This window comes from Salinibacillus aidingensis, from assembly GCF_055393355.1.
Genome location: NZ_AP043759.1, coordinates 2,696,889 through 2,718,888, shown reverse-complemented (window position 1 = coordinate 2,718,888; position 22,000 = coordinate 2,696,889). Strand labels below are relative to the sequence as shown.

Here is a 22,000-nt window from a genome sequence, read left to right as displayed (position 1 = left end):
ATGGATATAATTAGGGTTAAGAATTATCAGACGATGAGTGAAAAAGCATGCGGGTATCTTGTAGATAAAATTCAGGCAGCCCAAAAGCCTGTTCTTGGACTGGCAACCGGGTCAACCCCTGAAGGCCTGTACAAGCAGCTGATTGAAAAATATCAGGAAGGAGCGGTTTCCTTCAAGGATGTTTCAACGTTTAACCTGGATGAGTATGTCGGTTTGGAGAGGAAGGATCCGAACAGCTATCATTATTATATGAATGAAAAATTATTTAAGCATGTAGATCTCTCCATCGAAAATGTGCATCTGCCTAATGGCGCAGCTGGTGATCTTCAGCAGGAATGCCGGGATTATGAAGCTTCCATTAAGCAGGCCGGCGATGTGGATGTGCAAATTTTAGGACTTGGGTTAAACGGCCATATCGGTTTTAACGAGCCAGGGACTCCGTTTTCAAGCAGGACCCATGTGGTGGATTTAGATGAAAGCACCCGCGAGGCGAATGCAAGATTTTTTGAATCAAAAGCGGATGTTCCAACGCAGGCCATCACCATGGGCATTGAATCCATTATGGAAAGTAAGGAAATCGTATTACTGGTATCAGGTGCAAAAAAAGCAGAGGCACTGGCCAGATTAATAAATGGGGAAATCAGTGAAGACTTCCCGGCCTCTGTATTGAAACAGCACCCGCAGGTTACGATTATTGCGGATGAAGAAGCATGTGTTCATATTCGGGAGCATGTGCATAGTTAAGGACAGCGTATGACATTTCTATTATTTGTAACGAACATGAATAACTCCGAAAATGATAATGCGCCGCTTCTCCTGTGGCTGAGCAGGAGAAGCGGTGCTATTTTTTTGCTCTAAATGGGTTTCTTATTTAACTCTTGGTATTTTAAAAAATCAGGATCACAAAGGTCGGCCCATAATTATTGCAAAAAGTTGTTAGAATTTTGTGTTAAAATTAAGTGGAAAGGATTTTGTGTTAACGAAGCAGGATATTAAAAGAAAAGTTTTTCTGTAAACTCATAATGAGGTGAAGAATTTGATTAGAGTATTTTTAGAATTATTGCGTATAATGGCTATATTCTTATTCTTCGGTGTTGCAATAGGAGGTTTATTGAAGATTGTTTATACAAGTATGGGGATAAGTTTAAATAACACCAATGGCTCTTGGTTAGCAGGGCTTGCAATTATTATTTTGCTTTTTGTGTTGTATAGAAATAAACTTCAATTTTCTGGATTTTATAAGGGGAAAGGAAAAGCAATACTTCCGAAAAAAGTCGGTATTTTTCTGATTTCCTGTTCAGTTTTGATGCTTTTATGGCCCCTTTCATCCGCTAATGAGGTTAATCTTTAAGAAAGTTAGTAGTTTTTTAATAGGAGTTCTTTTTATTTAATAAATAATAAATGTGATGTGAGGGGATATTCATGAAAAAAGGGTTAGTCTATTTCATTGCGCTTATATTTTTATCAGTATTTTTATTCCGGGTTGTTGCAGGAACACTGACAACCAGCTTTCCGACCATATCATTTTTTCTTGCCATGTTAGTCAGTCATTTCATTCTTGATAAAAACCAATGGATTGTTGATTTTTATGAGAATGCTTATTCGGGAAAGTATGAAATATCCAGTGAGGATGTGAGGAATAATCAATAATTCAACCATATATTATGGTATGTACTTAGCAATAGATGACTTTAGTGAAACAAAACATAATCCCCTCTAAGTAGCAGGTTTTATCACGCATACCCCCACTTCAGGTCTTGAGGGTAGTCCAACAAGACTAAGTGGGGATAAACGGCCAGTAAATTCCTGATAAAGTTCAACTAACCATCAGTGGGGGATATAGAAAGCCTTCACTGATTCAAGCTTTTCCCAGTCCATTCGTCCTGAAAAATCGCCATCATATAGGCATCATGGTAGCTTCCGTTCAAATAGAAATGCTCTTTCATCTCTCCTTCTATATGAAAGCCGATTTTTTCATAAATGTGGATCGCCTTTTTATTTTCTTTGGCTACGACCAGATGGACTTTATCACGTATTAACTGGCCGTAATACCCCCAATTCAAGTTTTGAGGGTAACCTAACAAGACTAAGTGGGGGATAAACGGCCAGTAAAAACCTGATAAGTTCAACTAACCATCGGTGGGGGATGGAGAAAACCCCCACCGATGGAAGTTTCACTTTATGTAAATTCAGGATACGGAATGCATAGTCTGCCATCATTTCCGTAGCCTTTGTTGCATAGCCCTTTCCCTGATAGGCAGGGTCCATCATAATGCCGAATTTTGTATTACGATGGATCGGCTCAATATCATAAAGACCGGTCAGCCCGATGTTCTCTTCATCCTTGCAGATGACAAAACGTCGATGCCTGTCCGATTCCTTCATCTGTTCATACCCACTCGTAATTCTGTCCTGCGGGTAATAAGCTTCCAAAAACCAGTAGTCCATAATGCTTTTCTGGTTATACAATTTGTGCATGAAAGGGATGTCGTCTTTTTCCAGTGGACGTATCCGGATTTCATTTTCCATGTTCCTCTCCTCCTGTTTACCAAGTTCTATTTACGATTTGCTTACTGCATCCATATCCTTTTCCGAGACATAGGAGTGGATAGCTTCTAAAAAGATCTCTCCATATTTATCAAGCTTAGCCTGTCCTACCCCTTTAATCGCCAGCAAACGGTTTTGGTCCTCCGGGTAGTACATTGTCATTTCCTTTAAGGTTGCATCAGAAAAAACGACATAAGGTGGAACTCCTTCGTCATCAGCCAGCTGTTTCCGAAGAGTTCGTAATCTTTCAAAGAGCTCCTCATCACCTTCCGTCTGCTGTTGTTTAACAATGGTCATTTTCTTATAAACCTTGGCTTCCCCTTTAAGGATAGGTAGGACATTTTGTGTAAGCTGAACAACGGGATATTTTCCATCGGTTAATTTTAAATACCCTTCCGCCAGTAAATAATTGACCAGCTCCACGATTTCCTTTTCCCGGCGATTTTTCATAAGCCCGTATGTAGAAAGGTTCTGAAAGCCGAGCTCTCTCATTCGTTTATTTTTGGACCCTTTTAATACCTGGGCAACGAGGGTAACCCCGAATCTTTCGTTCATTCGTTTAATACAGGAAAAGATCATCTGGGCTTCTTTCGTCATGTCGACCTGCTCCCGTTGATCGGTGCAGTTGCTGCATTTTTCGCATCGATGGAACGAACTTGGATCATCGAAATACTCTAGCACATAGGACTGCAGGCAGCTTTCAGTATGGCAATACTGCACCATTTGCTGAAGGCGGGCGTATTCCTGTGTCCGCTGCGTCTCGTTTAGATTGCTCTCCTCAATTAAAAATTTATGGATTTGAACGTCCTGCGGGGAAAACATCAGATAGCATTCACTATCCTCCCCGTCTCTTCCAGCCCTTCCAGCCTCTTGATAATAGGATTCGATATTCCTGGGCATGTTGTAGTGGATTACAAACCGCACATTGGATTTATCAATGCCCATACCAAAAGCATTTGTCGCTACCATAATCGAAATGTTATCAAGAATAAACTGCTCCTGGGCTTCCTTCTTTTCCTCTTCTGAAAGTCCTGCATGATATTTCGCGACAGAAAAATTTTGCTTACGGAGGAATTCATAGAGCTGATCGGTTTCTTTTCGGGTGGAAGTATAAATAATGCCTGATTGATTGGGACGTCTTTTGATATAATTAAGAATAAAATCCCGCTTATTGCCTCCTTTGATAACCTGAAAAGACAGATTTTCCCTTGCAAAGGTTGTAAACACGGCATTTTCACGCGGGATGTCGAGTAATTCGGTAATATCCCGGGCAACCTCTTTTGTTGCTGTTGCTGTCAGGGCAAGGAGAGGTGCACGCTGATTCAGTTCTTTGAGGACCGGAATAATAGACCGGTAGCTGGGCCGGAAATCGTGTCCCCACTGGGAAATACAATGGGCCTCATCAAAGGCAATTAAGGAAATCTCCGTCTCCTGAATCGTCTGCAGGAAAAAGCGGGATTCAAATCGTTCCGGGGCCACAAACACCATTTCATACATACCGGCCTGGATGTCCTCCAGACGTTGATCAATCTCCGGAACAGTCAGGCTGCTGTTAATAAATGTAGCCGAGATTCCATTGGCATGCAGGGCGTCCACCTGATCTTTCATAAGGGAAATCAGGGGGGATATAATGATAGCTGTCCCCGAAAGAACTAAGGCCGGAATCTGGTAGCACAGGGATTTACCGCCGCCTGTCGGCATAATGCCAAGTGTGTTTTGCTGATCCAGCATTTGCTGAATAATATCTTTTTGTCCGGTTCGGAACTCGGTGTACCCAAATGTTTGATTTAATACGTTTGTCGCTTCGTTTAGCATATTGTTTTGCGGCCTCCTATTGAAAACACAGATCAGACACCAGGATTTAAGTTCGTGACGTTTATTTTCTATATTTTATCATTGATCGGTACATGGCGTACAGTTCGTGAAAAAGGATCGTTGCTTTGTATGCGTGTTCAAACATGAAAGTTTCCTTCTAAGAAACTCAAAAAAAGCCTTGAAAGCATCAATGAATATTGAATTTCATCACATTTGAAGTTCTTTAGCGCTTTAAAGCATGTGGGGACAGTCCCGAAAAAGGGGGAGGATTTATATGAATTGGGAGAAGGTGAAGGAGTTGTATCCGTCGCTAATCAGGTGGAGACCGGATATGGAGCTGAATGTTGATGGATATACCTGGTTTGAAGGGGAGAAGGGTCAGGTATTTGGGATAAGCAAGGAGGAATTGACCGATCATGACGAGATCCTGTTAGCCTCTGTTTTAAAAAGAGCTGAGGCAGTAGAGCGGGAACGAACCGAGCAGGAAAGGTTCTGGAGTCAGACTTTGCTCGGGGAGGGAAATGGAAGTACCCCGGCTGATCGTCCTTTCCGGTTTATTTTCTTCAGACTGAATACCGGACAAATAGACGCAAGCTTAATAGATGAAGGGTTAAAAGGAATTTTTCCTCATGAAGTCTCTCTGCTGTGGCTGGATCAGCAGTCCGGTGTGATTGTTGAAGAATTTGAAGGTGGAAGAGAAGACGTAGTTGATCTGCACAATGTGATAGAACTATTGATGAGTGATTTATCCGTCAATATTCATTTGTTTGTTGGGGAACGATTGCCGGAGATGGATGGAACCGATGTCCGGAAATCATTTACATGGATGAAGCAGACCGCAGATTTTGCGTTTCAGCACTCAACGGAATACGTGTCGGAACTTGCAGATGTTCTTCCTCCATTACTGGTTTCAAAGCTTGCCAGAGAAGAAAGAGAACGAGTAGCCGCCCTCCTCCTGAAAGAAGCAAAGGATGATCAGGAGCTGTTAAGAACGGTACAGACTTATCTGGAAGCAAATTCAAATATAACGGAAGCGGCAAAACGAATGTACATGCATCGGAATAGTCTTCAATACCGAATTGATAAATTTATAGACCGGACACAGATTGATATTAAAACCTTTCAGGGAGCAATCGTCTGTTATTTAGCCTTAAAAATGCTGGATGTTTAATCCGGTATTTTTTTGGCTTTTTTTCGTTACCCTCGCTCCAGTGCCTGAAACAGTAAAATTCCTGACAAACTCCGGACAATGGTCTCATAACAATATCGGTCTTCAGGCTGAATGAATTTCGTGCTGCCTGCCGTTAAGCAAAAGGCGGGGAGAACGTATACTGAACTCATCAAGTTACAAGAGGTGAGAAACATGCAGTATACGATTTATGAACTGGAACGGCTGATCAGAGAAAAACGGATCAAGTAACGTTAGGAAAAATTTAAAACAGAAAGGAGAATGGAAATGAATATTTATGAAATGGAAAGCTTAATTGAGTCAAGAAGATTATAAACCATCTACTATTAAATTGAGGTGATCAACAATGATAAATAAAAATTGATAGTATGGAGGTAGTAAGGTTCTGATGGATACATTAAACAAGGTCGAAGAGTAATCCCTTTCTGATCATTTAATAAAATGGCCGGAAAGGGATTTTTGTTGTCATACGAGCCGCCTATACCCTCAATTTTGAAATTCACACCCTGCCCTAATCTCATGCTTATATCACTCTCCTCCTGTACCGGAATTTTGTTAAATAGAATCCCCGCCAAGGCAGCCTGCACAAATAAGCCGGATATTTTTGTGCACAGTGTCTATTTCGTTTCCTGAAGAAGTTAAGTAGACTGATAATAAGATGAAAAAGCGTTTACATAATTGAGGAGGTTAACCTATGGCAGATGTAAAACTGGATCATGTGTATAAGGTTTATGATGGAGATGTAGAGGCAGTTAAGGATTTTAATTTGGATATTCAGGATAAGGAGTTTATTGTGTTTGTCGGTCCGTCAGGCTGTGGAAAATCAACCACTCTTCGTATGATTGCGGGTCTGGAGGAAATTACCGATGGGGTTCTTTATATTGATGATAAGCGCATGAATGATGTGACCCCGAAAGACCGGGATATCGCGATGGTGTTTCAAAATTATGCCCTTTATCCCCATATGAATGTTTATGACAATATGGCTTTTGGATTAAAGCTGCGGAAGTTTAATAAAAAAGAGATTGATGAGCGTGTCCAGGAAGCGGCCAAAATCCTGGGGCTTGAGGATTATTTAAAACGGAAACCTAAGGCTCTGTCAGGTGGTCAGCGCCAGCGTGTGGCTTTAGGTCGTGCGATTGTCCGTGATGCCAAGGTGTTTTTAATGGATGAGCCCTTGTCGAACCTGGATGCTAAGCTGCGGGTCCAAATGCGTGCGGAGATTCAGAAGCTGCATCAGCGCCTCAGGACGACGACCATTTATGTTACCCATGATCAGACGGAGGCCATGACGATGGCAACCAGACTTGTGGTGATGAAGGATGGGGTCATTCAGCAGGTGGGCTCTCCGAAAGAGGTTTATGATAAGCCGAATAATATGTTTGTGGGCGGATTCATCGGATCGCCGGCCATGAACTTTCTGGAAGGTACATTAACAGAGGATGGATTTCTGCAGTTGGAGGATAAAAAGATAAAAGTTCCGCAAGAGCGCTTGGACGTTTTAAAAGAGAAACAGCTTGTGGGGAAAGAAGTGATTCTGGGTACTCGTCCGGAGCATATCCATGATGATACAGCCTTTCTGGAAGCGTCTCCTGAAACAGCCATATCTGCAAATATTGAAGTGGCAGAGCTGATGGGTTCTGAGACGATTTTATATTCAAAGGTGGGGGAGCAGGAATTTGTGGCTCGCGTGGACTCCCGTACAGATCTTCAGGGTGGAGAAACGATTCAGCTTGCCTTTGACATGAGTAAGGCTCACTTCTTTGACAAAGAAACAGAAGAACGCATTGATTCGTAAAAAATGGAGACAGCCTCCCATAATCATGGACGGAGGTCTAATTACTATGGAAAAAGGCGGGTGAGGAGCATGGAGAATCGAGATTCAGCTTTCCAGAGATTATTTGGGAGCCTGGAAGACACACGCAGTTTTTTTGCACCCGGGCGTGTAAATGTCATCGGTGAGCATACGGATTACAATGGAGGCCATGTATTTCCGTGTGCCTTAAACATTGGGACTTATGCAACTGTCCGTAAGCGTCCGGATCAAAGGGTTCAAATGTATTCGGTTAATTTTCCCGACCAGAACCGGATCGAATTTGACCTGGAACATGTATATTACCGGGACGAGGATGACTGGGGGAATTATCCCAAAGGTGTCATTGCACAGTTTCAGCAGGCTGGGTACACACTTAATTCAGGGTTTGAGGTTGTGTTTGAAGGAAATATCCCCAATGGTGCTGGGCTATCCTCATCAGCATCCATTGAACTTGCCACAGCTGTGCTGGTCAATCAGCTATTTCACTTTAACCTGGATATGCTGGAGCTTGTGAAAATGGCTCAAAAGGCAGAAAATCAATTTGTCGGGGTTCATTGCGGAATTATGGATCAATTTTCGATAGGTTTTGGGAAAAAGGATCATGCCGTACTATTAAATTGCAAGACCCTTGCGTATTCTTATAGTCCAATCAAACTCGATGGACTGACCTTAATGATTGCAAATACGAATAAACAAAGGGGACTGGCTGATTCAAAATACAATGAGCGCAGGCAGGAATGTGAACGGGCGTTACAGGCGCTGCAGCAGGCGTATAATGTTCAGAATCTGTGTGACCTGACTCTTGATGAATTCCGGCAGTGTGAGCAGATGATTCCCGATGAAACAGACCGGAAGCGGGCCCGCCATGCGATTTCAGAAAATGAGCGCACCCTTAATGCCCATCATGCTCTCGTGAACGGGGATCTTGGACGTTTTGGGCAGTTAATGAACGAATCTCATCAATCTTTGCGGGATGACTATGAAGTGACAGGTCCGGAGCTGGACACATTAGTGGAAGCAGCCTGGGAATATGGAGCGCTTGGAGCCCGAATGACGGGTGCGGGCTTTGGCGGCTGTATGGTGAACGTGGTGGAATCATCCAGGCAGGAGGAATTTATCAGGAATGTGTTCCGGAAATATCGGGAAAAAACCGGCCTGGAGCCATCCTTTTACGCTGTTGCCATTGCAGACGGGGCCCGTGAACTCTAAAATAAAGATAGATGAATGAAGATTGCGATAAACAGGAGGAATGTGAAAATGTCCGTGTTGGTAACTGGTGGCGCTGGTTATGTAGGGAGTCACACCGCTATTGAACTTATGGATAAAGGCTATGAAGTGATTATCATCGACAACCTTCAGAAGGGTCATGAAAAGGCCGTGCTGAATAAGGCAAAATTTTACAGTGGAGATCTCCGTGATGAAAATTTTTTACATAGGGTTTTTGAGGAGAATGAAATAGAAGCCGTCGTTCATTTCGCAGCCAACTCTCTTGTAGGAGAAAGTGTCGAGCAGCCGTTGAGCTATTACGATAATAACGTTTATGGTGCTTTAAAGCTGCTGCAGACGATGAAAAAGTTTAACGTGGATACGATTGTCTGTTCATCCACAGCAGCCGTTTATGGCGAACCGAAACATATTCCGATTCTCGAGTCGGATCCAACTGAACCAACCAATCCTTATGGGGAGACCAAGCTTGCCATCGAAAAAATGATGAAATGGTCCGCTCAGGCTCATGGGTTGAAGTACACAGCGCTTCGTTATTTCAATGTGGCGGGTGCTCATACCAATGGACTGCTGGGAGAGGATCACCATCCGGAAACCCACCTCATTCCGATTATTTTGCAGGTTGCTTTGGGGAATCGGGACAGCATTTCCATTTTCGGGGATGACTATGATACACCCGATGGTACCTGTGTGCGGGACTATATTCATGTGACGGATTTAGCCGATGCCCACATTCTTGCACTGGAGAATTTGAAGGCCGGTGGTGAAAGTGGTGCCTTCAATCTGGGAAGTGGCCAGGGCTTTAGTGTGAAAGAGGTCATTGAAACGGCTCGCGAGGTAACAGGGAAGGAGATTCCTGCTGAGGTAGCTCCGCGCCGTGCAGGTGACCCGGCTAAACTGGTGGCTTCATCAGAAAAAGCGAAGAAAATCCTCGGGTGGAATCCAAAGCGTGAGAGCCTGCACGAGATGATCGGCTCTGCCTGGAACTGGTTCCGGAATCATCCTGGTGGCTATGAGGATTAATACTTGATAGAACTGGCATGGAATGAAGCCCTGTGATTTTGGGGCTTTTTTTGTAAATAAGCGAAGGAAGCTATTTGGCAAAATCCCACATGAAAGGGAGGCTTCAGATGAGTATCCATATTTATAAAGAGCTGGAGCGTTTAATCCAATACGGACTTGAAAAAGGACTAATTGAAAAATGGGATGTGGAATTTGTCCGCAATCAGCTGCTGGACGCTCTAGACCTGCAGAACTGGGAAAGGGTTGAAGTGGAGAATGAGCAGCTTGACAACCCTGTCCCTGTTTTGCAATCGATTCTGAACTGGGCTGCTAAGCATGGACGTTTCTCGCCGGATACGGTTACTGAACGTGACCTTCTGGATACCAGATTAATGGGAATTTTCGTTCCTCACCCATCCACGGTCATTCACAAATTTGAGAAAATCCGTTCAGAGCTTGGAATGGAACGGGCTACGGATTATTTTTATCAGCTGAGCCGGGATGTCAATTATATTCGGACCAATCGTGTGAAACGTAACGAGCATTGGCTCAGCAGGACGCCGTATGGGGAGCTGGAAATCACTATCAATCTGTCCAAGCCGGAAAAGGATCCACGGGATGTTGTCAGGGCAAAGAAAGATAATTCCAACTATCCCGCCTGTGTGCTGTGTAAGGACAATGTGGGCTATGCCGGGCGCAGTCAGCACCCGGCCCGGCAGAATCACCGGGTGATCCCTGTAACACTGAATGGGGAGCAGTGGTATCTTCAATATTCTCCCTATGTCTATTATCACCAGCATGCCATCGTATTTTCGGCAGAGCATCGTCCGATGAAAATATCAGCATCGACGTTCCGGAGATTGCTCGCCTTTGTGGAGCAATTTCCGCATTTTTTCCTCGGGTCCAATGCGGATTTACCTATTGTAGGTGGTTCCATTTTAAATCATGACCATTATCAGGGGGGACAGCATGAATTTCCAATGGCTGAAGCCGGATATGAAGAAACTTTTCACATCAAAAAATTTCCTGAAGTGAAGGCGGGAATTCTTCATTGGCCGATGTCTGTGATTCGGCTCCAGGGATTCTCCAAGGCTGACCTTACAGCTGCAGCGGATCATATTTTGCAAAACTGGGTGGATTATGAGGATCCTGAGACAGGAATTTTGAAGGAGACGAATGGGGAGCGTCATAACACGATTACGCCTATAGCACGGCGCAGAGATGAATTTTATGAGCTTGATCTCGTTCTGCGCAACAACCGCACAAGTGAGGAGCACCCATTAGGAATTTTTCATCCCCATGAGCAGGTTCATCATATTAAAAGAGAGAATATTGGATTAATAGAGGTGATGGGTCTGGCTGTTTTGCCTGGCCGCCTGAAGGGTGAACTGGAAAAACTGGCCCACTATCTTTCTGGACCAGATGCCCTTTCCCAAATCAGGAAGGATCCAGATACACAAAAACATAGCGATTGGGCACGACGTCTTATGGAAACCTATGATATGTCCGGTTTGGATAATATCCATACGATGCTAAAGCATGAGACAGGTAAGGTGTTTCAGACGGTCCTCGAGCATGCCGGGGTCTTTAAAAAGAATGCAGAAGGAAGGCGTGCGTTGCAGCGATTTTTGCAAACGCTTTAACGAACTAAAAGGTGATGAGGATGAAGGATATTTCCGTTTATTTAGGCTATTCGATTGGTTTTCTTCTATTTATTATTTGTTTTGGCTATACGCTGTACTTTGGCAAGCAGACGTTTCATTTAGATCAGATGGAGGTATCCCAAGCCCAGAATTATGATTATCATTTTGTCCTTATTCCTGAAGAAAAAGGAAGTGAGTACTGGCATCTGGTCAGAGAGGGAGCCATGGAGACAGCCGAACAGCATCATGCTTATCTGGAATACGTGGGAGGTGCCCAGACCAGTGAGGAGGAGCAGTTCCGGACACTGGATAAGGCGATTGATGCGAAGGTGGACGGAATCCTGACACAAGGAATGGAAGGAGAACGCTTTGTCGAACTGGTTCATCTGGCCCGGGAAAAAGGGATTCCTGTCGTTACCGTGGATGCGGATAATCCAAAAAGTGAGCGGAATGCCTATGTAGGCACGGATAATTTTCGTGCGGGCTACCTGGCTGGAGAAGCCTTTGTGAATGAGACAACAGGAAAACAGAACGTTGCTATCATTATCGGACGCTCGGAATCCCCTAATCAGCAAAAGCGCATTGAAGGCTTTCAGAAGGCGATTGATAATGAAGAGCGGGTACAGGTGATAACGATTGAGGAATCAAATATTTCCATTGTTGGAGCTGCCCAGGCAACCTATCAGGCTTTGAAAAAACATTCAGAGATTAATGGTTTCTTTGGAACGAACGTATTGGCCGGGATTGGAATCTCCCAGGCGATCACGCAGACGAACAGAAAGCAGAACCCATATATTGTTACATTCGATACCCTGCCGAAGACGCTGGATTTGATGAGGGATGGAATCATCGATGCGACCATCGTTCAGCATCCGTACAGAATGGGGAAAACCGGAATTAACCTTCTTTTAGATGCGGGGAACAGCAAGTATGTTGAGCCTGTTCAATATACACCTTCATCCATTTTATACAAAGAGGACATCCATAAAGCCAAGTATGGGGAGGAGTACAGCTATGAAATCAATTCGCAGTAAACTTATGGCTTATTTTTTTGTATTTGTGCTCCTCTTTAACGTCGTTTCGGTCCTGATTTATTTCAGCAGTGACCGGCTCCTGAATGAATATCATACGAGTATTGAACGATTTTTAATTTTAAATCGTGTATCCCAGAAATCAATTGACTTATATGATAAGGTCAATCAGTTTGTCTTAACCGGTGAAGAGCAGGATTTTGAAGCCTTCTATAAGACAAAGTCAGAAATCGTTCAGGAAAAGGAGCGGCTTAATGAACAGCTGACAGGGGTGGAGGATGTGCAGCTGAATAAGCATATCCATATGATTGAAACGCTCGTACAGGAAACCGAAATGACAGCAGGTTTTATGCTGAGAAACGATATAGAGAAATACACCCTCCATCTGCAGGAAGCCCGGGAGACGTCCAATTATATTCAGGAAACCACCCTTCAATTAATCGATCTTGAACTGACCGAATATCAGGATCTCTATCAGGAACTGGCCCAGCGGAATGAAGCGTTTAAATCGTTTACCATCTTTCTGTTCTTAACGACAGTATTGCTGGCCATTGGAGCTGCTCTCTGGTTTTCCAGAGGGATTAATCGTCCCATCCGCTCCTTATGGCATGGAGCAAGAGAGGTTTCAAAGGGAAAGCTGAATGGTCCTGAAATTGAGATTAAGTCCAATGATGAACTGAAGCTACTGGGGGATACCTTTAATCAGATGCGCACGAATATCCAGCGACTGTTTCAGGAAATCAAGGAGAAGTCCGAGCTTGACCAGCTGTTAAAAGAACTCGAGTTAAAGCATCTGCAAAATCAAATCAATCCTCACTTTTTATTTAATACTCTGAACACGGTTGCCCGGATGTCCTACCTGGAAAATGCAACGTCCACAACAAGATTAATTGAGTCGATCTCCACCATTCTCCGTCACAGTTTAGGGGATCTGGATAAATCCGTTGCTTTGCGGGATGAGGTACAGGTGGTAGAAGAATATTTTTATATCCAGCAGACGCGATTTGCGGATCGAATGACGTTTTTACAGAAGGTGGATGAATCCTGTCTTGACATCCCTGTTCCACGTCTCACATTGCAGCCATTAATTGAAAATGCGTTTATTCACGGCATTGAGAAAAAGGAAGAGGGTGGAAGGATTTCCTTAACTGTCTATCGAGAACAGGATCATATCATGGTAGAAATATCCGACAATGGTGCAGGGATGTCCCCTGAACAAATCGAACCGTTTATCAATCTGTCGAAGGAGGAACCAGTGGATGAACATACGGGGCATTCCACAGGTCTCGGACTGAAAAATGTACTGCGGCGTTTGCAATTATTTTACCAGCGGGAGGATATAGTAGAAATTGATTCGGAAGTGGGAGCTGGAACGATGATTCGCTTAAAACTTCCGAACACGATAAGCAGGGAAAAGGGGGGAGCAAGTGCATGAAAACAATCATTGTCGAGGATGAATACTTAGAGCGCAAGGCGATGCGAAAATTTTTAGAGGAAAGCTTTCCTGGTTTAACGGTTGAGGAAGCTCCAAATGGGCGAAAAGCTATAGAAATGGCCCGGCAACTGTCCCCTGATTTTATGATTGTGGATATTCGAATGCCTGGAATCGATGGTCTAGAAACGATAAAAGCCATTCAGCAGCTGGCTCCCCGGATGAAGTTTATCATTGCCTCTGCCTACGATTCCTTTGATTATGCCAAAACAGCCATGAAGCTTGGGGTTAAGGAATATATTTTAAAACCGAGTAAAAAGGAGGAAACGATTAAGGCCATTTCCCGAATCCGGAAAGAAATCGAACGGGAGAAGCAATGGGCACAAAAGGAAGATGAGTCAGAACTGATCGCAAAGGAGCATTTTTTGTTAAAAATCACCCGCTATGAGTATGATGAATCATTAAAGAGGCTTAAGAAGGAGTATTTCCCGAATGTGAAAAGTGGCTGCTTTTTCATCCTGGAGCCCATCCATGATGACTTGATGGATAAAGTGGACGACTATGTAGAGGAGATGAATGGACAATCCTGTATCACGCACAGGCAGAATGATCAGCTTGTCATCCTTCTTCTTGCGGAAACGCAGCTGCAGAAAAGTGACATATTGCTGTTTGCCCGCCTGCTCTATCTGAAATTGGATTCCAGCGTATCCATCGGAGCAGGTTTTCCGTATGCTCAGCTGAAGGATTTCTCCCAATCCTATTATGAATCGGTGAAGGCATGCAAGCAATTGCTCAGTTCTCAGAAGTCCGGCTATGGCCTGCCTAAAGGAAAACAGGCCGAGGATGCTGATGCAATGGTTGAGCAGTTCCTGTCAGCCATTCAGATGGGCCATGAACAGCAGGCAACCATGGTGATAGAAGAGCTTTTATTCACTCAATCCCCACAGGATTTGGAGGAGCTTTATTTTAAAGTCAAGCACAGGCTGGAAGCATCAGGAATTGATATAAAAGAGATCCGTTTAAAAGATTATAAGAATGAGACGGAATGGAAGAAATTTATTGGGTACTGCTGCCTTGAAATTCAGCAGCACCATCAATCCTACCGGTATATTGAACGGGCAAAGGAGTATATCGGCGAGCATTATCACCGTCCTGTATCCTTAGAAGAGGTTGCTCAGTATGTGGACCTTAGTGCCAATTATTTTTCAAATATGTTCAGAGAAGAGACAGGGCAGACCTTTATCGATTATGTGACAGATATTCGTTTGCGGCAGGCCAAGCAACTATTGAAAGAAAATACATTAAGCCTGAAGGAAATCAGCTTCAAAGTAGGTTACAAGGACCCTAATTATTTCAGCCGGGTGTTTAAAAAGCATGAACAGCTTTCCCCTAAACAATTCCAGAAGCAAATCTTAAAAATATGAAGAAATTCATAAAATAGTGTAGGAATTTATATGCCTGGGTTGTTTCATAGATTTATATAATAGGAATTGTAAACGTTATCATATATTAAGATGAAGGGGGAACACAAATTGAAAAAGATTTGGGTATTAACAGTACTGATTATGACTGCCCTGATCTTTGCTGCCTGCAGTTCCGATGATGCTGCAAGCTCTGATGAAGAATCAGACGGTGGTGAGGGCGGCGAAGAAGGAACGACCGTTGAAATTTTCAGTTGGTGGACAGGTGCAGGTGAAGAGGATGGTTTATTGGCATTAATTGATTTATTCAAGGAAAAGCATCCTGATATTGAGGTGGAAAATGCAGCGGTTGCCGGGGGTGCAGGAACGAATGCAAAAGCTGTTCTTGCCAGCCGTATGCAAGGGGACGATCCACCATCCACTTTCCAGGTGCACGGTGGTGAAGAGCTGAACGCCAGCTGGGTGGCAGCAGGTAAAATGCAACCATTAAATGACTTTTATGAGGAAAATGATTTAATGGATAAATTTCCTCAGGACTTAATTGACCTGGTCAGTGATGATGGAAATATTTACTCCGTACCCGTAAATATTCATCGCAGTAATGTAATTTTCTACAATAAAGCTGTGTTTGCAGAGAACGGTATTGAAGTACCTACTACATTTGATGAATTCTTCGCAGCAGCTGATGAGCTGGAAGCAGCAGGGGTTACTCCATTGGCTTTAGGGGATAAGAACTCCTGGCCGGCTACACAAATTCTCGAGAACATTTTACTGGCTAAACTAGGTCCGGATGACTATAAAGGATTATTCTCTGGTGATGTCGCTTTTGATGATCCAAGAGTTGTAGAATCTGTTGAAACATTTGGTCAAATGCTTGATTACATTAATGATGACCATGCTTCCCGTGTGTGGCAGGATGCTGCACAGCTCGTAGCAGAAGGAGAAGCAGCGATGACGGTAATGGGAGACTGGGCAAAAGGATACTTTAGTAATGATCTAAACTTAACGGTTAACGAAGACTTTGGCTATGTGACAACTCCGGAGACTGAAGGGTTGTTTATGGTCATCACCGACACATTCGGCTTGCCTAAAGGAATTGAAAATGAAGAAGAAACGAAGGAATTTTTGAAGGTCTTGGCTTCTGTTGAAGGACAGGACACCTTTAATCCATTAAAAGGCTCCATTCCGGCCCGGGTGGATGCAGATGAATCCAAGTATGACGAATATGGTAAAGATGCCATGGATGACTTCAAGAATGCAGATGCCCTTGCGCCAAGTATCGCGCACGGCTCCGCTGCACCTGAAGGGTTCCTGACGAAGATGAACCAGGCTGTAAATATCTTTGTTACACAACGTGACGTTAATCAGTTAGTCAGTGCATTAGTCAATGCTTCTTCAGAGTTTTAATGAGCTGAACGATTACGGCTCTTATAAACACCCCATCCCATGGTTTGATGGGAATGGGGTGTTTCTTTCCTACTTTTGAATGGGCATGAAGGTTTCGTCTGGAATCGCTCATTCCGATTCCACTTAAGGAGGCAAGGTGATGGCAACAAAACAGAAAACGAAACAGAAATTCAGCAAAGATCAGTGGCTGGCAATAGGATTTCTTGCGCCTTCCATTCTTTTAATTTTAGTATTCGTTTATGGATTTATCAGCTGGACAGGATATGTGTCATTAAGTAACTGGAATACCATCGTTCCGGACTTTTCCTTTGCCGGCCTGAAAAACTACCTGTATTTATTCAGTGACTTCCGCTTCCAGTCAGATTTACGGAATATGCTCTTTTTCACCATATTATTCATCGGTGCGGTTATTATCCTCGGATTAGGATTGGCGATTTTACTGGATAAAAAAATCAAAGGAGAATCGTTTTTCCGGAATATCTTCCTGTTTCCGATGGCTCTGTCGTTCGTCGTTACCGGGGTTGTCTGGCAGTGGCTGTTAAACCCTTCTACAGGGGTGAATAACTTTTTAAAGACCTTTGGCATAGAGCCGTTATGGTATACAGATACAAATATTTTAGCCGGCTTCCAATGGGGACAAATAGAATTCGGTGTCCCGGTCGCTATTCTGTCCATTGTGATTGCTTCTGCCTGGCAGATGACAGGCTTTGCGCTTGCAATGTATCTGGCAGGACTGCGCGGAATTCCTGAGGAGCTGAGAGAAGCAGCTCGTATGGATGGGGCCAGTGAGCTTCAGATTTACCGGAAGATTATCCTTCCGCAGTTACGCCCGATTACGGCCAGTGTGGTTATTATGATGGCCCATATTTCACTGAAAATATTCGACTTGATCTATGCTATGACAGGTCCTGGAGCAAACTTTGTCACAGACGTACCTGGCTTGTATATGTTCGAGACCACATTCAGAGGGAACTATTATGCACACGGAGCGGCCATTGCCATTATCATGCTGCTTGCGGTTGCCATTTTCATCGTTCCTTACTTGTGGAACAATAGGAGGGCTGATTCATAATGACGACACCATCCCATTACTTTGCAAGACTATTAAAATATTTCATTCTCATCGTTCTGGCATTATTCTTCTTAATGCCTGTTTACGTCATTCTGGTCACGAGTCTGAAGCCCCTTGATGAAATTTCATTGTCACAAATGTGGGCACTCCCAACCTCAATCGACTTCAGCAGTTATGTACAGGCATTTGAAGAATTAGGGCCGAACTTTTTGAACAGCTTTTATCTGGCCATTCCCGCGACATTATTATCGGCTCTGCTGGGAGCTATGAATGGCTATGTGCTTTCCAAATGGAAGTTTAAAGGATCGGAAACCTTATTTACCGTTATTCTTTTTGGGATGTTTATTCCTTACCAGAGTATTTTAATCCCGTTAATTCAGTTTCTTGATACGATCGGTTTATATAATTCCATTTTAGGACTGATTTTTGTTCATGTCGTATATGGCCTTCCGATAACGACACTTATGTTCCGGAACTTTTATGCGAATATACCGGATGAAATGCTGGAATCAGCCCGGATCGATGGTGCAGGGTTTTTAGGAATCTTCCGGCATATTATTCTTCCCCTGTCGATTACAGGCTTTGTGGTGGTAGCGATCTGGCAGTTCACAAATATCTGGAATGAATTCCTGTTCGCTGTAACGATTACCCAGTCTGATCAGCAGCCGGTTATGGTCGCTTTGCAGAACCTGTCCGGAAGCCAGATTGTCCAATGGAACGTTCAAATGGCCGGAGCATTTATCGCCGCCCTGCCAACCTTACTCGTTTATATGATTCTCGGAAAATACTTCGTCCGCGGATTACTTGCCGGGTCGGTGAAAGGCTAGGGACTGTCCCCACATGTTTTAAAGTTCTAAAGCGCCAATAAAAAACCGGACGCATGAAGCGTCCGGTTTTTTATTGGAGTATTTTTTCCAGTACCTTTAGTGAACTGACGGCATCTTTCCCTGTTACTACGGGCTCTTTATCCTGGATAATTGCATCAATAAACGCATCGATCACTCCGGTTTTTGTCTGGTTATCATTGGTTTGAATAGGTTCCAGTTGATACTGAATAACTTCTCCATCTTTAGTCTCCACAATTAATTGATTCTCAGGATCATGATAGATTTTTAAAATTCCTTTTTCACAATAAATGGTTGTGGTATTATCCTCAGAACCATAGTAAGTCCAGGAAAAGGAGGCGGTACCTAAACGGCCTTTTTGTGTCTTTAACGCACAGACTACGTTATCACACACTTCGATGGGCTTTCCGTTTTCATCCACCTTGTCGAGAGCCCCTGTAAAAGAATGCACATCTGTAATTTCATCATCCAGCAAATAATGAATAAGATCAATTTTATGTACACCCAAATCTCCGGCTACTCCGGAATGGGAACGTTCTTTTTTAAAAAACCATGTAGAATTGGATTTATTTACTCCCCAATGCTCGGGTCCCTGATGCCCAAATGAAGTTTTAAATGTCAATACTTCCCCAAGTTCTTTAGATGCAATCAATTCTTTTGCTTTTTGATGTGCTTTTGTAAAACGCTGATTATGATCGACCATCAGCTTCTTTCCTGATTTCTGCTGAGCTTCCAGGATCTGCTCAGCTTTGTCTACACTGACCGCCAATGGTTTTTCACATAACACATGCTTTCCGTTTCTAAGTGCTTCTGACGTATTGAGATGGTGGTTCTCATTTGAAGAGCAGTCACTAATGGCTGTGATTTCAGGATCATTCCATAGTTCTTCAACAGACACGACAAAACGTCCACCGAATTCTTCAGCTAAAGCCTTTGAACGTTCAACATGCCGGTCATAAAAAACGATTTCATCCACATAAGGATTTTCAGCATATTCAGGCGCATGCCTAAAGCGTGTGATCGATCCGCAACCAATAATTCCTACTTTAATCGTATTCATAGCCAATCCTCCTTAATCTCTCTTTTGGAAAAGTACAGCAATGACAATAATGAGTCCCTTGACCAGACCTTGTAAGTGCGGGGAGATGTTCATTAGATTCATCATATTATTGAGAACACCCAATAACAGTACCCCGAAGAAAGTTCCGATAACTTTTCCTTTTCCTCCTGTCATTCTAGTACCGCCGATAATAACAGCTGCAATCGCGTCAAGCTCGTAAAGATTACCTGAACTGGAGGAAGAAATGGAATTTAAACGAGACGTTTCAATTAAAGCTGCGATACCAACTAAAAATCCACATAGAGTATAAACGCCAATTTTAATTCGATCGACTCGTATAGCCGAAAAGAGTGTCGCTTTTTCATTACTTCCTAAAGAATAAACATAACGTCCAAAACGGGTCTTTTGCATAAGGATGTAAATAATTAATGTTAAGCCTAAGAAAATAATGATTGGTGTATCCACAGGTCCAAGAGCGCTATTGGAGATATACATAAATGAACTGACTTCAGATGCTATACTGCCGCCATCTGAATAATATAAAGCGATGGAACGGGCTCCGGCCATCATTCCAAGGGTAGCAATAAACGATGCAATTCTTCCTTTTGCAACCAGCAGCCCATTAATCAGGCCTGCCAGCGCTCCCACTGCAAGTGCTGTCATCACACCAATTAGAATGCTCTCTGAGGCGTTTAGGGAAAGAATGGAAAATACACCTGCCATCGCAAGTACAGAACCCACGGACAGGTCAATCCCCCCGGACAACATCACGACAGTCATCCCTAATGAAATAACGCCAATTGTAGATACTTGCATAAGAATGTTCATTTGATTTTCAAAATACAAAAACCGGTCATTCATAATCGTTGCAGCTGCAAAGATAATAATAAATGCGATAATGACACTATATTCGCTCCATATCCATCCAAAGTTTATTCCCTTAGAGGAAGTCTGGTTTTCATTCGTCTTGATATTAGCCAATCTGTTTCTCTCCCTTCTTTGCCCCGGTTGCATATTCCATTAATAGTTCTTCTGTTGCATCCTCACGACGAAATTCACCTGTAATTTCACCCTGGAACATTACGAGAATCCGGTCACATATCCGTAAAATTTCAGGAGCTTCAGAAGATAGAACAATGATGGCTTTTCCTTGTTCTGCCAGATTCATAATGTGCTGATAAATTTCATTCTTTGCTCCTACGTCAATCCCCTGAGTAGGATTATCAAAAATAATAATATCTGAGTTAACCTCAAGCCATTTGGAAATGACCACTTTTTGCTGATTTCCGCCACTTAAAGAGTCAATGTTGATTTTAGGATTGTGAACTTTAATATTTAATTCTTTCTGATAGTCTGCAAATTTGTTACGTTCATCCCTGGTTTTAATCCATCCATTCTTTTCGAAGTGGCCAATAGAGGATAAACTCATATTTTCAATAACACTTAAGTCTTTCACGATTGCATTTTCTTTACGGTTTTTCGGGACAAACCCAATCCCTGCCTGTAAAGCTTTTTTAGGATGGCTGATTTTAACTGTTTTTCCGTTAACTTGAATTTCTCCGTCGTTTTTTTTCCTGAGACCAAAAATACTTTCAAACAGTTCTGTACGCCCATCTCCGGCTAAGCCTGTAAACCCAACGACTTCACCTTTTGAAACGGAAAAATTAATATGTTGAAAATCACTTTCATTCGATAGGCGGTGAACATTAAGAATGGTTTCCCCGACCGAGTTTTGATGATAGAGTGCATCCGTAGATACAGATTTTCCGACCATCAATTTTGTAATATCATTTAAATTCGTATTCTCGATGTTGCCATTTCCCGCAAAGGAACCATCACGTAAGACGGTATATCGATCACAGACAGCTTGTATCTCCTTTAGTTTGTGGGAGATATAAATGATGGAAATACCAGATTCTTTAAGGGACTCCATAAATTCAAATAATCGCTCCGCCTCATTGTCTGTTAGGGCCGTGGTCGGTTCATCCATAATAATGATTTGCGAATCTCTTAACAGTGCTTTAGCTATTTCAATCATTTGTTTATAAGAGGTTTCCAAATCTCTTACATAAGTTTTAGGATGTACGTAGATGCCCAGTTTCCCTAAAACATCATTGGTTTGTCTGCACATTTCCTTGACATCTAAAAGCCCCCATTTATTTCGAAGCTCTGAACCCAGAAACAAATTTTCATAAACCGTTAGATCAGTGACTACGTTAAGCTCCTGGTGTATAAAACGAATGCCTTGCTCCTGTGAAGTACGAGGGCTATCCATCGTCATGGGCTGGCCGTTTAAATAGATCTGTCCTTCATCTGGTTGATGGATGCCCCCCAGGATATTCATAAGTGTGGATTTTCCCGCTCCATTTTCACCAAGGAGTGCATGGATTTCCCCTTTATATAGCGAGAAGTCTATCCCATGCAGTACTTCAACCTGATTAAAAGACTTTTTGATGCCGTTCATTTCCAAAATGGTCTCTTGCGCCATGTTGTTTC

General features: G+C 43.0%; 20 protein-coding genes. 14 read left to right on the top strand and 6 right to left on the bottom strand.

Features of this window, described 5'->3' with window-relative positions:
* From nagB to ACZ5OK_RS14325, 3 genes are all read left to right on the top strand, one after another.
* A complete protein-coding gene (gene nagB / locus ACZ5OK_RS14335) occupies nucleotides 1-744 on the top strand; it encodes a glucosamine-6-phosphate deaminase (protein ID WP_343837884.1) in 744 nt (247 codons plus the stop codon).
* Between the two features lie 325 nt (nucleotides 745-1,069).
* Entirely contained in the window at nucleotides 1,070-1,351 is a 282-nt protein-coding gene (locus ACZ5OK_RS14330) for a hypothetical protein (RefSeq protein WP_343837882.1), read from the top strand.
* A 71-nt stretch (nucleotides 1,352-1,422) separates the two neighbouring features.
* The gene (locus ACZ5OK_RS14325; protein ID WP_464758211.1) at nucleotides 1,423-1,650 is read left to right on the top strand and encodes a short-chain dehydrogenase; all 228 of its coding nucleotides are present in this window, start codon (nucleotides 1,423-1,425) and stop codon (nucleotides 1,648-1,650) included.
* A gap of 200 nt (nucleotides 1,651-1,850) precedes the next feature.
* Here the strand turns inward: ACZ5OK_RS14325 and ACZ5OK_RS14320 are convergent, their stop codons facing one another.
* Genes ACZ5OK_RS14320 through recQ form a run of 3 tightly spaced genes read right to left on the bottom strand, consistent with a single transcriptional unit; the run spans nucleotide 1,851 to nucleotide 4,362 of the window.
* Nucleotides 1,851-2,063 (bottom strand): hypothetical protein, encoded by a 213-nt coding sequence (locus tag ACZ5OK_RS14320; protein ID WP_464758209.1) that lies wholly within the window; start codon nucleotides 2,061-2,063, stop codon nucleotides 1,851-1,853.
* Nucleotides 2,029-2,529, bottom strand: coding sequence for a GNAT family N-acetyltransferase (locus tag ACZ5OK_RS14315; RefSeq protein ID WP_464758208.1), 501 nt, complete (start codon nucleotides 2,527-2,529; stop codon nucleotides 2,029-2,031). Before ACZ5OK_RS14315 ends, ACZ5OK_RS14320 begins: the two co-directional genes overlap by 35 nt.
* A gap of 30 nt (nucleotides 2,530-2,559) precedes the next feature.
* A complete protein-coding gene (gene recQ / locus ACZ5OK_RS14310; RefSeq protein ID WP_343837873.1) occupies nucleotides 2,560-4,362 on the bottom strand; it encodes a DNA helicase RecQ in 1,803 nt (600 codons plus the stop codon).
* A 274-nt stretch (nucleotides 4,363-4,636) separates the two neighbouring features.
* On the opposite strand from recQ, the gene ACZ5OK_RS14305 reads away from it, so the two are divergent.
* The 11 genes from ACZ5OK_RS14305 (at nucleotide 4,637) to ACZ5OK_RS14255 (ending at nucleotide 18,426) form a co-directional block, all read left to right on the top strand.
* Complete coding sequence (locus tag ACZ5OK_RS14305; protein ID WP_343837871.1) at nucleotides 4,637-5,533, top strand: PucR family transcriptional regulator; 897 nt, start codon at nucleotides 4,637-4,639, stop codon at nucleotides 5,531-5,533.
* Nucleotides 5,534-6,245: 712 nt separating this feature from the next.
* Complete coding sequence (locus ACZ5OK_RS14300) at nucleotides 6,246-7,349, top strand: ABC transporter ATP-binding protein (RefSeq protein WP_343837866.1); 1,104 nt, start codon at nucleotides 6,246-6,248, stop codon at nucleotides 7,347-7,349.
* Nucleotides 7,350-7,418: 69 nt separating this feature from the next.
* The gene (locus ACZ5OK_RS14295) at nucleotides 7,419-8,576 is read left to right on the top strand and encodes a galactokinase (protein ID WP_343837863.1); all 1,158 of its coding nucleotides are present in this window, start codon (nucleotides 7,419-7,421) and stop codon (nucleotides 8,574-8,576) included.
* A 48-nt stretch (nucleotides 8,577-8,624) separates the two neighbouring features.
* Nucleotides 8,625-9,614, top strand: a complete 990-nt coding sequence (galE, locus tag ACZ5OK_RS14290) for a UDP-glucose 4-epimerase GalE (protein ID WP_343837861.1) — start codon at nucleotides 8,625-8,627, stop codon at nucleotides 9,612-9,614.
* 113 nt (nucleotides 9,615-9,727) lie between these two features.
* A complete protein-coding gene (galT, locus tag ACZ5OK_RS14285; protein WP_343838995.1) occupies nucleotides 9,728-11,236 on the top strand; it encodes a UDP-glucose--hexose-1-phosphate uridylyltransferase in 1,509 nt (502 codons plus the stop codon).
* Between the two features lie 20 nt (nucleotides 11,237-11,256).
* The gene (locus ACZ5OK_RS14280) at nucleotides 11,257-12,270 is read left to right on the top strand and encodes a sugar-binding protein (RefSeq protein ID WP_343837858.1); all 1,014 of its coding nucleotides are present in this window, start codon (nucleotides 11,257-11,259) and stop codon (nucleotides 12,268-12,270) included.
* Entirely contained in the window at nucleotides 12,251-13,702 is a 1,452-nt protein-coding gene (locus tag ACZ5OK_RS14275) for a sensor histidine kinase (protein WP_343837855.1), read from the top strand. Before ACZ5OK_RS14280 ends, ACZ5OK_RS14275 begins: the two co-directional genes overlap by 20 nt.
* Nucleotides 13,699-15,123, top strand: coding sequence for a response regulator (locus tag ACZ5OK_RS14270; protein ID WP_343837852.1), 1,425 nt, complete (start codon nucleotides 13,699-13,701; stop codon nucleotides 15,121-15,123). The genes ACZ5OK_RS14275 and ACZ5OK_RS14270 overlap by 4 nt, the downstream gene beginning before the upstream one ends.
* A 90-nt stretch (nucleotides 15,124-15,213) precedes the next feature.
* Nucleotides 15,214-16,527 carry an ABC transporter substrate-binding protein gene (locus ACZ5OK_RS14265; RefSeq protein ID WP_425542182.1) on the top strand — a complete coding sequence of 438 codons (1,314 nt, stop codon included), beginning with the start codon at nucleotides 15,214-15,216 and terminating at the stop codon, nucleotides 16,525-16,527.
* A gap of 139 nt (nucleotides 16,528-16,666) precedes the next feature.
* Entirely contained in the window at nucleotides 16,667-17,599 is a 933-nt protein-coding gene (locus tag ACZ5OK_RS14260; protein WP_343837850.1) for a carbohydrate ABC transporter permease, read from the top strand.
* Nucleotides 17,599-18,426 (top strand): carbohydrate ABC transporter permease, encoded by an 828-nt coding sequence (locus ACZ5OK_RS14255; RefSeq protein WP_044162967.1) that lies wholly within the window; start codon nucleotides 17,599-17,601, stop codon nucleotides 18,424-18,426. Before ACZ5OK_RS14260 ends, ACZ5OK_RS14255 begins: the two co-directional genes overlap by 1 nt.
* 70 nt (nucleotides 18,427-18,496) lie before the next feature.
* Here the strand turns inward: ACZ5OK_RS14255 and ACZ5OK_RS14250 are convergent, their stop codons facing one another.
* Genes ACZ5OK_RS14250 through ACZ5OK_RS14240 form a run of 3 tightly spaced genes read right to left on the bottom strand, consistent with a single transcriptional unit; the run spans nucleotide 18,497 to nucleotide 21,992 of the window.
* Nucleotides 18,497-19,504 carry a Gfo/Idh/MocA family protein gene (locus ACZ5OK_RS14250; RefSeq protein WP_343837847.1) on the bottom strand — a complete coding sequence of 336 codons (1,008 nt, stop codon included), beginning with the start codon at nucleotides 19,502-19,504 and terminating at the stop codon, nucleotides 18,497-18,499.
* A gap of 12 nt (nucleotides 19,505-19,516) precedes the next feature.
* Nucleotides 19,517-20,485, bottom strand: coding sequence for an ABC transporter permease (locus ACZ5OK_RS14245; RefSeq protein WP_343837844.1), 969 nt, complete (start codon nucleotides 20,483-20,485; stop codon nucleotides 19,517-19,519).
* Nucleotides 20,478-21,992: a sugar ABC transporter ATP-binding protein gene (locus ACZ5OK_RS14240; RefSeq protein WP_343837842.1), complete on the bottom strand. Its 1,515-nt coding sequence runs from the start codon at nucleotides 21,990-21,992 to the stop codon at nucleotides 20,478-20,480. Before ACZ5OK_RS14240 ends, ACZ5OK_RS14245 begins: the two co-directional genes overlap by 8 nt.
* Nucleotides 21,993-22,000: the final 8 nt, after the last annotated feature.